Annotated in this window: 15 protein-coding genes; 11 read left to right on the forward strand and 4 right to left on the reverse strand. The window is 38.3% G+C overall.

Annotated features, from left to right (window positions below):
- A partial coding sequence (locus ACNKXV_RS06380; RefSeq protein WP_417906870.1) for a F0F1 ATP synthase subunit delta/epsilon occupies positions 1 to 296 on the forward strand: 296 nt, incomplete at its 5' end.
- 66 nt (positions 297 to 362) lie between these two features.
- On the opposite strand, the gene ACNKXV_RS06385 is transcribed toward ACNKXV_RS06380, so the two are convergent.
- The 3 genes from ACNKXV_RS06385 to ACNKXV_RS06395 are packed head-to-tail and all read right to left on the reverse strand — an operon-like array spanning position 363 to position 2,909.
- Complete coding sequence (locus ACNKXV_RS06385) at positions 363 to 2,138, reverse strand: M61 family metallopeptidase (protein ID WP_417906871.1); 1,776 nt, start codon at positions 2,136 to 2,138, stop codon at positions 363 to 365.
- 55 nt (positions 2,139 to 2,193) lie between these two features.
- Complete coding sequence (locus ACNKXV_RS06390; protein ID WP_417906872.1) at positions 2,194 to 2,397, reverse strand: helix-turn-helix domain-containing protein; 204 nt, start codon at positions 2,395 to 2,397, stop codon at positions 2,194 to 2,196.
- A gap of 2 nt (positions 2,398 to 2,399) precedes the next feature.
- Complete coding sequence (locus tag ACNKXV_RS06395) at positions 2,400 to 2,909, reverse strand: DUF2975 domain-containing protein (RefSeq protein WP_417906873.1); 510 nt, start codon at positions 2,907 to 2,909, stop codon at positions 2,400 to 2,402.
- Between the two features lie 241 nt (positions 2,910 to 3,150).
- On the opposite strand from ACNKXV_RS06395, the gene ACNKXV_RS06400 reads away from it, so the two are divergent.
- The 7 genes from ACNKXV_RS06400 to mnhG are packed head-to-tail and all read left to right on the forward strand — an operon-like array spanning position 3,151 to position 8,945.
- Positions 3,151 to 5,490 (forward strand): putative monovalent cation/H+ antiporter subunit A, encoded by a 2,340-nt coding sequence (locus ACNKXV_RS06400; protein WP_417906874.1) that lies wholly within the window; start codon positions 3,151 to 3,153, stop codon positions 5,488 to 5,490.
- 13 nt (positions 5,491 to 5,503) lie between these two features.
- Complete coding sequence (locus ACNKXV_RS06405; RefSeq protein WP_417906875.1) at positions 5,504 to 5,920, forward strand: Na+/H+ antiporter subunit B; 417 nt, start codon at positions 5,504 to 5,506, stop codon at positions 5,918 to 5,920.
- 1 nt (position 5,921) lies between these two features.
- Positions 5,922 to 6,275 (forward strand): Na+/H+ antiporter subunit C, encoded by a 354-nt coding sequence (locus ACNKXV_RS06410; RefSeq protein ID WP_417906876.1) that lies wholly within the window; start codon positions 5,922 to 5,924, stop codon positions 6,273 to 6,275.
- Positions 6,272 to 7,786 carry a proton-conducting transporter transmembrane domain-containing protein gene (locus ACNKXV_RS06415; RefSeq protein WP_417906877.1) on the forward strand — a complete coding sequence of 505 codons (1,515 nt, stop codon included), beginning with the start codon at positions 6,272 to 6,274 and terminating at the stop codon, positions 7,784 to 7,786. The genes ACNKXV_RS06410 and ACNKXV_RS06415 overlap by 4 nt, the downstream gene beginning before the upstream one ends.
- A 6-nt stretch (positions 7,787 to 7,792) precedes the next feature.
- Positions 7,793 to 8,269, forward strand: a complete 477-nt coding sequence (locus ACNKXV_RS06420; protein WP_417906878.1) for a Na+/H+ antiporter subunit E — start codon at positions 7,793 to 7,795, stop codon at positions 8,267 to 8,269.
- Positions 8,266 to 8,538: a monovalent cation/H+ antiporter complex subunit F gene (locus ACNKXV_RS06425; protein WP_417906879.1), complete on the forward strand. Its 273-nt coding sequence runs from the start codon at positions 8,266 to 8,268 to the stop codon at positions 8,536 to 8,538. The genes ACNKXV_RS06420 and ACNKXV_RS06425 overlap by 4 nt, the downstream gene beginning before the upstream one ends.
- The gene (gene mnhG / locus ACNKXV_RS06430) at positions 8,535 to 8,945 is read left to right on the forward strand and encodes a monovalent cation/H(+) antiporter subunit G (protein WP_417906880.1); all 411 of its coding nucleotides are present in this window, start codon (positions 8,535 to 8,537) and stop codon (positions 8,943 to 8,945) included. The genes ACNKXV_RS06425 and mnhG overlap by 4 nt, the downstream gene beginning before the upstream one ends.
- Before the next feature lie 8 nt (positions 8,946 to 8,953).
- On the opposite strand, the gene ACNKXV_RS06435 is transcribed toward mnhG, so the two are convergent.
- On the reverse strand, positions 8,954 to 9,391 hold the full coding sequence (locus ACNKXV_RS06435) for an MgtC/SapB family protein (protein WP_417906881.1): 438 nt from the start codon (positions 9,389 to 9,391) through the stop codon (positions 8,954 to 8,956).
- 32 nt (positions 9,392 to 9,423) lie between these two features.
- On the opposite strand from ACNKXV_RS06435, the gene ACNKXV_RS06440 reads away from it, so the two are divergent.
- The 3 genes from ACNKXV_RS06440 to bioA are packed head-to-tail and all read left to right on the forward strand — an operon-like array spanning position 9,424 to position 12,478.
- Complete coding sequence (locus tag ACNKXV_RS06440; protein ID WP_417906882.1) at positions 9,424 to 10,575, forward strand: aminotransferase class I/II-fold pyridoxal phosphate-dependent enzyme; 1,152 nt, start codon at positions 9,424 to 9,426, stop codon at positions 10,573 to 10,575.
- Between the two features lie 5 nt (positions 10,576 to 10,580).
- On the forward strand, positions 10,581 to 11,204 hold the full coding sequence (bioD, locus tag ACNKXV_RS06445) for a dethiobiotin synthase (protein WP_417906883.1): 624 nt from the start codon (positions 10,581 to 10,583) through the stop codon (positions 11,202 to 11,204).
- Positions 11,192 to 12,478 carry an adenosylmethionine--8-amino-7-oxononanoate transaminase gene (gene bioA / locus ACNKXV_RS06450; protein WP_417906884.1) on the forward strand — a complete coding sequence of 429 codons (1,287 nt, stop codon included), beginning with the start codon at positions 11,192 to 11,194 and terminating at the stop codon, positions 12,476 to 12,478. Before bioD ends, bioA begins: the two co-directional genes overlap by 13 nt.
- The last annotated feature ends 23 nt before the right edge of the window (positions 12,479 to 12,501 follow it).

Genomic DNA, 12,501 nt, shown 5'->3' on the forward strand with positions numbered 1-12,501 from the left:
TGTATTTAGAGATAGTAACTCCAGAGGCAGTAGTTTTTAAAGCTGAAGTTGACGCGGTGAAAGTTCCGGGTCACGATGGTGAGTTTCAAATGTTGAATAATCACGCCCCTATAGTTTCAACCCTTGCTGAAGGTGATGTTAAGATTAGTCTTGCAGCCGGTAGTAAGAATGAGGTTAAATCTAAGGATCAAAGTGCTTTTAAAACAGAAAACTCTGAGCCTAATGTGCTTTACTACACTATTAAAGGTGGAGTTCTTGAGATGAAGGATAATAAAGCCATTATTCTGGCAGATTAACCTTTCGAATATTATATAAAAAAGGCCTTTCAATTTGAAAGGCCTTTTTCTTTTTAGGTCATTTGGTTATTTTGGGTCTAACCAAAGTTTTCTGTTTTTCAATTGCTCTTTTGATGGGTTCTTTGTTAATCTGATCTTATACTCAGGATTTGACACGAGGATAACCAGGGTTGTTTTCAGATTTCCGAATCTTTCAAATTCTACTTTTACAGTAGCTCCAGGTTTTTGTTTGCTTATATAATCTTTAAAGGATTCAGTGGTATTTAAAGCTTCTCCATCGATTTGCTGGATGATATCTCCTTTGTCCAGCCCTGCATTATATGCCGGACTATTCTTAAATGTGTTTTTGGTGATTTTAAGTCCTTCGTTTGTTTCGGTCACCGAAGCTCCGAAATAACTTTCCTCCTTGGATTGTACCAGTTCCACTCCAATTAATTTGAACAATTCTGTATAATCTGGCCTTTTACTGGAGTAGATATAGTTATTAAAGAAATTTTTAGAAAATTCAGTGCCGGCATATGTAGCCAGGCTTTGTTGAATATTTTGAACACTATATGCAATTTCCTTTTTTCCATAACGGTTCCACATTAATTTCATGAAATCATCCAGGTTTAATTGCTTCAGTCGTAATTCAAGATCCAGCGCCAGCCCAAGCATGCTTCCGTAGGAGTAATAAGAAATAAAAGTATTTTCTCTGTTTACAGGATCTACTGAGGTTGCAGCATCCACAAAAGGAGCCTGCATGCTCATTTCTATTGGGTTAAAATAAACTGTAGCCGGAGAATTCCATACATAATTGAAGGTTCCTGCAAGCCCTTCTATATATTCTGTTTCAGAAAGAATATTTGCTCTGCGTAAAATAAGCCCTGTGTAATAACTGGTGAAACCTTCAGCAAACCACAATGCTTTACTCATATTAGCTTCTGAAAAATTAAATGGTTCCAGGTCTTCCGGTCTTAATCGCTCCACGTTCCACCCATGAAAAAATTCATGAGCTACCGTGCCTATATTTCCTTTCATGCCTCCATTGGCAAGACTTTCGACATCGGTTAAAATAGTGCTGTTTCTGTGCTCCATTCCATCACCGGAGACATTAGGCATGTAACAAGCGAGAAAAGTATACCTGCCATAGTCATATTGAGGGAGTTCGTTAAATACGGCAGCTTCCTGTTTTACGATCTCCTTTACCTGATTAAAATATGCATCGAATTCGGCCTCGGTGCCGGGATGATGTAAGACAAATTGAATGGTTTGATTCTGATGCTCGAACTCTTTTATCTGATGATCACTTATTTCAACGGGGCTATCCATAAAATAGTAAAGATCTGGTGCGGCATACGTGTGACCTGATTTCTTTTCCAGCTGGGTAGCGATTTTCCAGTTAAGATCATCTCTTACATCAAAATTCACCTCTATGGGTCTGTGTTTTAGATCCTCCGCATATACAAATGTTGCCGGAATATTTAGGTGTGCATGGGTTTCATCAATTTGGGAATAGGTACCGTCACCGCGGTTCGCAAACAGGATGTATTCAATGTTAACCGTCCCGTCATGATCGCTAACTATCCAGGAAGATGGATCAGGTCGGGTTATTGTTAAAGGTTGCCCTTTGCTGTTAGTTGCTTTGAATCCGTATACGTTCTTGGCAAATTCATGAAGCGCATAACGGCCCGGGGATGTTCTGCTCATTCTCAAATGAAGCTTTCCTGATTTAATATCCGGGAAGCTAACCTTGATCTTAGCTTCATGATGAACCGCATTATCAAAAGAGATTTGATATTGATTAGTTTGAGCATTTAGCGAAATACTAATAAGTAAAAGGAGAATGAACAGGTGACGCATATATTTAATTTTTATCTAAAGTAAAGAAATTGAATGATTGGGAATGGGGAATGTTTTATGGTTTGTATTCAAGAATATCCCCGGGCTGGCAATTTAAAGCAGCGCAGATAGCTTCCAGAGTAGAAAATCTAATGGCCTTCGCTTTTCCGGTTTTTAGAATGGAAAGATTTGCGGTAGTTATCCCAACTATTTCTGCCAGCTCATTGCTTTTCATCCCGCGTTCTTCAAGTATTTTGTCAAGGTTTATGTGAATAGCCATATTTAAACAGTTAGTTCATTTTCTTCACGCAATGCCTTTGCCTTATGGAAAATCTGGGAAATGAATATGAAAAATAACCCAAGAGCAATGATCAGCCAGAATTCGAGGAAATCAAATTTTATTCTGAAGTGGTTTTTAGATATAAAGTCGAAAATAAATGAGAATATGGTATCGAGAATGGATAAAAAGATGAGTAATTGTCCAATAATTTTGAAGCTGCTTATTTGAAAGTTCGTGAAAATTGATTTTGAAGTTAAACTATCCATCAGGTTCCTTATCATTCGGAATAGGTAGATCCAGAAGGCAAATGATATTAAAGAATAACCCAAGGTTGTGATTAATGCCGCTTTTGAAGTTATTTTCAAATACTCTGAATTCTTGAAAAGTTGAATGGCCGATTCTTCATCCCCAAAGATTGAATAAATAAAGATCCCTAATAGTATTATCCAAAAAAGGATCATGCAGTAATAAGTAATGCTGATAATATTTCTAAGAAGAACTGAAGATTTCATGATTAAATTATTGTTTTTCGATAACAAACATATATAAAATTATTGAATAACGATAAATATTATATTTTCCTGTGGCGGTGTGAATTAAAATTCTACAGCTTTTTGCCAAATATCATCACCAGATTATACAAATCTGTTATAAATGTATTTTTCACACTAATAGTTGGGGATTAACTGTTTCCTGAAATCTTATTCTTCAATAATAACTATTATATTTGCGGGAAACAGATTTTTACTAAGTATGCTAATTGCAATTCTTACAGGATTTATTTTTTCATTTCTGCTGGTTTTCGCCGGCAGATTATTTAAGGGTAAACTCGCAATTCTTGCATCCTTAGTTCCACTAAGCCTGTTTTTATACTTTTTTCAGTTCATTTCGCCTGTCTCTCAGGGAGATGTTATTGTCCGTTCTTATGAATGGGTTCCTTCCTTTGGAGTAGATCTTGGGTTTAAACTTGATGGATTATCCCTGCTGTTTTCTTTAATGATCACGGGAATTGGATTCCTTGTATTCGCATATACTTCATCATATCTCAAAGGACATCACTACCTCGATCGTTTTTATGGCTATTTAGGAGCCTTTATGGGTGCGATGCTTGGATTAGTCCTTTCAGACAATATGATCACCTTATTTGTGTTCTGGGAGCTTACAAGTATCAGTTCCTTTTTTCTAATCGGGTTCAATAATAATAATCCGGCCTCAAGGAAATCGGCATTAACAGCCTTAGGGATCACCGGGATTGGAGGTTTGTTTTTACTGGCCGGTGCCTTGCTTTTAAATAACATTTCAGGGACTTACAGTATTTCTGAAATGCTTACAATGAGAGATCTCATTGTTGGTGATGAGTTCTATTATATAGCCGTATTGCTATTATTCGGTGCTGCTTTTACAAAATCTGCTCAGTTCCCTTTTCATTTTTGGTTACCTGGCGCAATGAAAGCTCCAACTCCTGTTTCTACTTACCTGCATTCCGCGACTATGGTAAAAGCAGGGATTTATTTATTGATGCGTTTTACGCCAATCCTTGGAGGAGAAAATTTCTGGAATACAACTTTAATTATAGTTGGAGGGATAACCATGCTTTATTCTGCTATCCACACCCTTTTTAGAACCGATCTTAAAGGAATTCTGGCTTATTCCACGATTTCTGCGCTTGGAATCCTGGTATTCCTGATTGGTTTAGGAACTCAGGAAGCATTTCTTGCTGCCGCAGTTTTTATAATTGTGCATGCATTATATAAAGCGACTTTATTCCTGGTAACAGGGATTATAGATCATCAAACTCATACCAGGGATGTTACCAGACTGTCCGGATTAAATAAGATAATGTTGCCGGTGGGGATTGCCGGAATTTTGGCCGCTATTTCCAGTGCTGGAATCCCTCCAAGTATTGGGTTTGTGGGGAAAGAACTTACTTATGAAGCCTCTCATAATTCTGAAACGATTGTGATTCTGGTAATGATAGCGATCGTGCTAACTAAGATTTTACTTCTGTATGCCGGTTTTGTAGCCGGAATAAAACCTTTTACCGGTAAACTGCCAGAAGAGCACACCAATGTAAAAATGCCTGGCTTTATTATGTGGGCACCGCCTTTATTGCTGGCAACCTTAGGAATTGTGTTTGGAGTAGCACCATTTCTTATCGATGGACCTATAATAAAACCTGTGGTTACTGCACTTGGTGCCGATGCTTCAGAAATTCATTTAGCCCTTTGGCATGGTTTTAATCTTACTTTTATTCTGAGTTTGATCACCATTGGAGTGGGGACAGCCTTGTATTTCTTCCTGACACCTTCAAAAAAACTTGAAAACGGGATTGCAAAATATGACTCCATAGCTCCTGAGAACTTAATGATCAGGTTCAATAATTTTTTCGTGGAGCTTTCTGCTTTATGGACTAATTTCTTTCAGAATGGATATTTAAGAAATTATATTTCTATAATAGTTTTGTTCCTGGTTGTCCTGGTAGGTTATATCATAATTGGAAATACCAGTTTCAGTATTAATTATGATTCTTTATCGCGGGTTACCGTCTATGAGATTATCACTACCCTGATTCTAATCGCCGGAATTTTTTATACCGTATTTACTGAATCACGACTGGCGGCAGTTGCTGCGATGGGAGTGGTTGGATTGTCCATCTGTCTCATTTTTGTATTTTACAGTGCGCCGGACCTTGCGATGACGCAATTTTCTATTGATACCTTAACAGTAATTCTGTTTGTATTAGTTCTATATAAATTGCCGAAATATTTAAAGTTATCAGATCATAAAACCAGAATCAGAGATGGAGTTCTTTCCACGGTTTTTGGATTGATCATCACTGCCCTTGCTTTAGAGGTTCTTTCAGAGCCGGTAAGTAAAGATGTAGGTAATTTCTATGCAGCTAATTCCTATATTGAAGCACATGGTAAAAATGTGGTGAATGTTATTCTGGTCGACTTTAGGGGAGCAGATACGCTTATAGAAATATCAGTATTATCCATTGCCGCTGTAGGTGTTTTTGGCCTTATGAAATTAAGGTTGAAAATGAAGGATAGAATGAGGTATACCGACAGGAAAACCGATACAAAAAAATAAGAAATAAGAATCCATGCGAACTACTATAATCTTAAAAACAGCTTCAAATTACCTACTGCCGGTATTGTTGGTGTTTTCTATTTTTATTTTGCTTCGTGGGCATTATTTGCCTGGAGGTGGATTTGTGGGCGGATTAATCGCATCCATTGCATTCATCCTGCATTCTTTTGCCAATGGCCTGAATAAAACCAAAGAAATTTTGATCGTACACCCCGGATTTTTGCTTCCGGTAGGTCTTGCCATTTCTTTTATGAGTGGTCTGGCTCCGGTAATTATGTATGATCTGCCGTTTATGACCGGTTTATGGTCTCATGATCCAATTGCCATCCTTGGGAGTGTGGGTTCAGCCCTATTTTTTGACATAGGGGTGTATTGCGTGGTGAATGGAGTGACCTTAACCATAATTTTTACAATTTCAGAATCAGCCTAATATGGAGATCCTTTTAGCATTGATGGTAGGAATATTATACGGGACGGGCATTTATATGATGCTTAGACGAAGTATGGTTAAGCTTATCATTGGGATTATTTTGCTCGGAAATGGTGCTAACTTGCTGATCTTTTTACTCGGAAGACTCACTAAAGGTGCCCCGCCTATAATTCCCGGTGAAGCCAAGGTTTTTGCTGAAGCTTTTGCAGATCCTGTTCCACAGGCTCTAATTCTTACTGCCATTGTAATAAGTTTTGGATTACAGTCCTTCGCTATTGTACTGGTTAAAAGAGCCCATACGGTAGTTAGGACAGATGATCTTGATGAAATGAACGCAACCGACGAAGATTCATGACACAACAATTAATATTATATCCCCTTTTCCTGCAAATGGCTATTAGCATCATTTTGATGTTTGGATGGTCCAGGATCCGGTTTCAGAAAGTTTTCAGTATAATTGGAAGTGTGCTGGGTGTAATTCTCGCCATAGTTCTGTTTACATACGTTTGGAACAATGGTACTCAAACCATCCAGGCTGGAAACTGGGAAGCTCCCTTCGGAATTACTTTCGTGGCAGATTCACTGGCGGCAACCCTCGTGCTTTTAACTGCAATTTCAGGTCTTGCTGTTTCCATATTTTCGGCCGGCTCGGTGCTTATTGACAGATTAAAATTCGGCTATTTTCCCATATTTCACTTTTTGATATTGGGATTAAATGGTGCGTTTTTAACAGGTGATATTTTTAACCTGTATGTATGGTTTGAGATTATAATTATAAGTTCCTTCGTTCTAATCACCATAGGTGGGGAGAAAGCACAGCTTGAAGGTGCGGTGAAATATTTCACTTTGAATATACTTGCTTCCATGATCTTCCTTACTGCCATTGCAGTACTTTATGGGATTACCGGAAGTTTGAATATGGCCGACCTTGCGGGGCAGATCGCCCAAGTAGAGAATAGGGGGCTTGTGCAGATCACTGCGTTGTTATTTCTTGTTGGTTTTGGTATTAAAGCCGGGGTCTTTCCATTGTATTTCTGGCTTCCTGCATCCTACCATACACCTCCGTTTGCAGTTTCTGCAATATTTGGGGGCTTGCTTACTAAAGTTGGAGTATATGCCTTGATAAGAGTATTTACGTTAATATTTGTTGGAGACTCTTTCCTGGATAATCTTATTATGATAATTGCCATCTTAACGCTGGTTAGTGGTGGAATTGGAGCTCTGGTTCAGAATAATTTGAGGAAGGTATTCTCCTATCTTATCATCTGTCACATTGGATATATGATAGCTGGTTTGGGGATGTTTACTGAAGTTGCTATCGCCGGAGCTATATTTTACCTTATTCATGATATTATAGTTAAAACCAATTTGTTTATGGTTAGTGGAGTGGTTTACCGTATAAAAGGTACCAATAGTATAAGAGATCTGGGAGGAATATATGCAAAGTATCCTAAGATCAGTTTATTGCTTTTTATCCCGCTATTTTCCCTTGTTGGAATTCCGCCACTTTCCGGATTCTGGCCTAAGATCAATTTAATAAAAGCGGGTTTTGCCGGTGATAATTACTTTACCGTAGGGGCCATTATTTTCGCCAGTTTTATTACTCTGGTGATAATTGCTAAATTATGGGCAGAGGTATTCTGGAAAGAAGCAAAGGAGCTTCCGGAGCGTAGTAATTTTGGATATTATGATAAAATGACTACTTCCAAGCGTATGCAATTTATTGTGCCTGTTGCCTTATTGAGTATTGTATCTTTGTATATTGGTTTTGGAGCAGAACATATTCAGGCACTTTCTGCAAGAATAGCAGACGAACTTGTAAATAGCGAGGGCTATATTAATGCCGTTTTAAAGTCGAAGAATTAAGGATAGATGAAGAATAAATTTCTTTCGAACATATTATTGACATTTGTATGGGTTGCCCTTACAGGAGATTTCTCGTTTGAGAATTACCTCTTTGGGTTCTTCCTTAATTTCCATATTCTTTGGTTGATCACCAGTGGAAGAAAAAGAAGTAAATACTTTCTTATAGTTCCTAAGGTCATCCTGTTGTTATTTGCCTTTTTATACGAATTGATCAAGGCTAATCTTGAGGTTGCCTATGAAGTTATTACGCCAAGTCTAAATATGAGACCGGGAATTATCATGGTGCCTCTGGATGTGAAATCTGATATTGGGATCACTGTACTGGCGAATATGATATCTCTTACTCCCGGAACCCTAAGTCTTGATGTATCTAATGATAAGAAAGTACTTTTTGTTCACGCGATGTACATCAAAGATAGAGAGAAATTTATAAGAAGTATCAAAGACGGATTTGAAAGACGAATATTGGAGGTGCTATCATGACATTATTTGAATATTTACATTACGTAATCCTGCCCATTTTGATATTATCTGCCGTGCTTATTGTATGGCGGTTCATTAAGGGTCCGAGTATCGCCGACAAAATTGTTGCGCTTGACCTTCTTATCACTACCGGGATTGGGATAATTGCTATATATAGCATTATCTATAATCAATCCACCTTGATGGATACTGCATTGATTCTTGCTCTTATTGCATTTTTGAGTACGGTAGCACTGTCTTATTATCTTGAAAAAAGGAGAAGAAAATGATAGATATATTAATAGGAACAATAGCCACCTTTGGAGCTCTTTTTGTGCTTCTTGCAGCGATAGGGATAGTGCGTATGCCGGATACTTATTTGCGCATATCTGTTACCACCAAGGCGGCAACTTTAGGAGTGGGACTGGTACTATTGTCTACCACTGTTTTCTTTAGTAATTCAGATGTTACTTCTCAGGCTTTTGTGATCATTCTTTTTCTGTTTTTAACTGCTCCGGTAAGTGCGCATTTAATTGGACGAGCATCTTATTTTATAGGGGTAAAACTTTGGGATAAGTCTGTGATGGACGACCTGCAGGGGAAATATCAGAAGAATACTCATATTCTAAAAAGTATTGTGGATGATACTCCGGAGGATAATGTTGATCACTCTAAGATGAAAGACAAGGATAAATAAGACCTTGATTAGTCCTTATTTGCCATTTTCCTTTTCTCTATCAGCTTTTTTTCAAAATATCCAAAACCAAGGTTGATAATAAGTATGATTCCGCTTACTATCGCCAGTTCAGCAAACATCCCAAAACCAGCGAGACAACCGGTTGCAGCACTACACCAAATGGTTGCAGCGGTGGTTAAACCTTTTACCTCCTTACCTTTTTGAAGAATGGTCCCCGCGCCTATAAATCCAATTCCCACAACTACCTGACCAAGAACCCGGGTAATGTCAACATACTTGTCTCCTTCAAATTCCAGAGCCATTAATATAAACAATGCAGCTCCAAGAGATACCAGTGCATTTGTTTTTAAACCGGCTTCTTTTCCCTGGATCTCCCTTTCAAATCCAATGATCAACCCGGCAATGGTTGCCAGAACTACCCTTAGTGTAAAAAGTTCCCAATCCATGGTAAGAAGTATTGAATGATTATTTTTGCGATATGTATAAGTTCCCGGTAAAATTAGCGAAAAGACTGAAAAGTAGGAAAGAGGATAATTCTTTTAGGGAATTATTAGCATTCCCGGCGGGTGTGGATTTTTTTTCGAATGATTATTTAGGCCTTGCCAGGTCTACCGAAGTGCAGGCTGTAGCTGATGATATTCTTAAAGATTATTCCGTAGTCAATGGATCAACCGGCTCTCGACTTCTATCTGGGAATCATGAACTTTTCCAACAAGCTGAAGATATTATAGCCAGATTTCATAATGCTGAATCAGCTTTGATATTTAATTCAGGTTACGATGCTAACCTGGGTTTTTTTTCTTCTGTTCCCCAAAAGAACGATCTGATTATTTACGATGAATTGAGTCATGCTTCCATTCGTGACGGACTAAAAATGAATCTGGCAAAATCTTTTAAGTTCAGGCATAATGATATTAAAGACCTTGAAAGATTACTATCAAAACATACTGAAAATGCCATATATGAAAATATTTATGTGGTTACAGAATCAGTGTTTTCCATGGATGGAGATTCACCAGATCTTACTGAAATGGCAAATATTTGCCTGAAGTTTTCGGGATATCTGGTGGTTGACGAGGCACATGCTACCGGAGTTATTGGTGCCAGGGGGCAGGGATTAATTCAGGAATTGGAACTTGAAGAAAAAGTGTTTGCCAGAATTCAAACCTTTGGGAAAGGTTTAGGTTGCCATGGGGCCGCTATTCTTGGAAACGATCAGTTAAAAGATTATCTGGTTAATTTTTCCAGAAGCTTCATTTATACTACCGCACTTTCACCACATTCTGTAGTAACAATTCTGGCAGCTTACAGGCAGTTAGAAGGTAACAAGACTAATATTGAGCAGCTTGCAGAAAATATTAAAATATTTAAGGATACAATCCGGGAATTAGGCTTGGAATCCAGTTTTATTCCGAGTAATTCGGCTATTCAAAGTTGTGTGGTAGGAGGGAATTTAAGAACAAGAGAATTGGGTGGCATGCTTCAGGAAAATGGATATGCCGTAAAGCCAATTTTGTCACCCACAGTAGAAAAAGGAAAAGAAAGACTGCGATTTTGCCTGCATAGCTATAATTCATCAAAGGAAATTAAGGAGGTTCTAAAACTCCTCGCTAATTTTGTCAAAAATTAAATGGAATGCCAAAGAATTTTTTTATTACCGGAATTGGAACTGATGTGGGGAAAACCATTGCCGCAGCTATTGTAACTGAAGCATTGGAAGCAGAGTACTGGAAACCTATCCAGGCTGGGGATCTTGAGAATTCAGATACTCATAAAGTTCAAAAATTGATTTCCAGTGAACAGACCAAATTCCATCCAAATTCATATGCTTTAAAAACTCCTATGAGTCCGCACGCTGCAGCTGAAATTGATGGTGTAGAAATTGAAATCTCCAACATTCATCGTCCGGAAACCGATTCAGATCTGGTAATAGAAGGTGCGGGAGGATTAATGGTGCCATTCAACGGGAAGGATACTATTATGGACCTGATTGATAAAGAGGATAAAGTAATTCTTGTTTCAAGGCATTATCTGGGTAGTATTAACCATACCTTATTAAGTATCGCTGCCCTTCGTTCAAAAGGGTTTGAAAATATTTATGTAATCTTTAATGGGGAAGAGCATCCAACAACCGAAGCTGCAATTAAGCAAATGGGAAATATTACTGTTTTGGGAAGAATAGAGCCTGAGCCATATTTCGATAAAATGGTAGTAAAAGATTATGCAGAAAAATTCAAAGAAAGTTTATGTACGATATAAATGAAGAAGGTTCCCTGAAAAAAAGGGACCAGGATCATATTTGGCACCCTTTAACTCAGCATAAAACAGCTTCAGAAATGCTGCCGGTAAAATCGTCTAAGGGATGTATTTTGACAGATCACTCGGGGAAAGAATATATTGATGGAATTTCCTCCTGGTATACTGCCGTATATGGGCATTGTAATGAATATATAACCGGGAAAGTTGCTGCGCAAATGCAGGAACTTGATCAGATCGTTTTTAGCGGATTCACTCATAAACCCGCTATAGACCTGGCAGAAGCACTTGTAAAAATACTTCCCGAAGGACAGCAGAAACTATTTTTTAATGATAATGGTTCCACCGCTACAGAAATTGGGATCAAAATGGCTTTGCAGTATCATTTTAATCAGGGGAACGACCGTAAGGTAATGCTGGCGTTTGAAGAAGGCTTTCATGGCGATACTTTTGGGGCGATGTCTGTTTCGGGACTTTCTGTTTATAATGGTGCATTCGAAGATCATTTTATTCGTGTGGAACGTATTCCTGTGCCCACAGGCGAGAATAATGCCGAAGTCTGTGAACTTCTCCGAAGCAAGATCTCGGAGTTCCGAATTGCCGGATTTATCTATGAGCCGCTAATTCAGGGTGCTGCGGCGATGAAATTTCATGATGCTGAAGGACTGAATGAAATTTTAAAGATCTGTAAGGAAAACGACATTGTTTTGGTCGCAGATGAGGTGATGACGGGATTCGGAAAAACCGGTTCCTATTTTGCATCAGATCATGTTTCGACTAAACCTGACGTGGTATGTATGTCCAAGGCACTTACCGCGGGCTTACTACCTATGGGTCTAACTTCCTGTTCTCAGAAAATCTTTAATGCCTTTTATTCTGAAAAAATTGAAAAAGGTCTTTTTCATGGTCACACTTATACGGCCAATCCTTTGGCATGCAGAGCTGCATTAGCCGGATTGGAACTATTGGTTTCAGACCAAATCCAGTTAAACATTCAAAGAATTTCGAAGTCGAACCAGGAATTTGCTGATAGGTTCAGAGATCATCCAAAAGTAAAAAACATTCGCAGCCTTGGGGTGATCCTTGCCTTTGAGCTTGATGTGCAAATTGAAAGATATGGTGGGCTAAGAGATCAACTCTTCAGGTATTTTATGGAAAATGGTGTATTCCTGCGACCATTGGGAAACACCATCTATATCTTGCCTCCATATGTTATAAGTGAGGAAGAACTTCAAAAAGTTCATAAGGTTTTAGAGGGCTCATTATCAGAATTTTAAAAATTTAATCATAATCCTGTTAA

Origin of the sequence: Christiangramia aquimixticola (genome assembly GCF_048285835.1) — a bacterium.
Lineage (GTDB): Bacteria > Bacteroidota > Bacteroidia > Flavobacteriales > Flavobacteriaceae > Christiangramia > Christiangramia aquimixticola.

What these genes read in the sequence shown, in the direction of transcription:
- ACNKXV_RS06385 (WP_417906871.1), bottom strand. Translation starts at nt 2,138, where the DNA reads ATGCGTCACCTGTTCATTCTCCTTTTACTTATTAGTATTTCGCTAAAT.
- ACNKXV_RS06390 (WP_417906872.1), bottom strand. Translation starts at nt 2,397, where the DNA reads ATGGCTATTCACATAAACCTTGACAAAATACTTGAAGAACGCGGGATG.
- ACNKXV_RS06395 (WP_417906873.1), bottom strand. Translation starts at nt 2,909, where the DNA reads ATGAAATCTTCAGTTCTTCTTAGAAATATTATCAGCATTACTTATTAC.
- ACNKXV_RS06400 (WP_417906874.1), top strand. Translation starts at nt 3,151, where the DNA reads ATGCTAATTGCAATTCTTACAGGATTTATTTTTTCATTTCTGCTGGTT.
- ACNKXV_RS06405 (WP_417906875.1), top strand. Translation starts at nt 5,504, where the DNA reads ATGCGAACTACTATAATCTTAAAAACAGCTTCAAATTACCTACTGCCG.
- ACNKXV_RS06410 (WP_417906876.1), top strand. Translation starts at nt 5,922, where the DNA reads ATGGAGATCCTTTTAGCATTGATGGTAGGAATATTATACGGGACGGGC.
- ACNKXV_RS06415 (WP_417906877.1), top strand. Translation starts at nt 6,272, where the DNA reads ATGACACAACAATTAATATTATATCCCCTTTTCCTGCAAATGGCTATT.
- ACNKXV_RS06420 (WP_417906878.1), top strand. Translation starts at nt 7,793, where the DNA reads ATGAAGAATAAATTTCTTTCGAACATATTATTGACATTTGTATGGGTT.
- ACNKXV_RS06425 (WP_417906879.1), top strand. Translation starts at nt 8,266, where the DNA reads ATGACATTATTTGAATATTTACATTACGTAATCCTGCCCATTTTGATA.
- mnhG (WP_417906880.1), top strand. Translation starts at nt 8,535, where the DNA reads ATGATAGATATATTAATAGGAACAATAGCCACCTTTGGAGCTCTTTTT.
- ACNKXV_RS06435 (WP_417906881.1), bottom strand. Translation starts at nt 9,391, where the DNA reads ATGGATTGGGAACTTTTTACACTAAGGGTAGTTCTGGCAACCATTGCC.
- ACNKXV_RS06440 (WP_417906882.1), top strand. Translation starts at nt 9,424, where the DNA reads ATGTATAAGTTCCCGGTAAAATTAGCGAAAAGACTGAAAAGTAGGAAA.
- bioD (WP_417906883.1), top strand. Translation starts at nt 10,581, where the DNA reads ATGCCAAAGAATTTTTTTATTACCGGAATTGGAACTGATGTGGGGAAA.
- bioA (WP_417906884.1), top strand. Translation starts at nt 11,192, where the DNA reads ATGTACGATATAAATGAAGAAGGTTCCCTGAAAAAAAGGGACCAGGAT.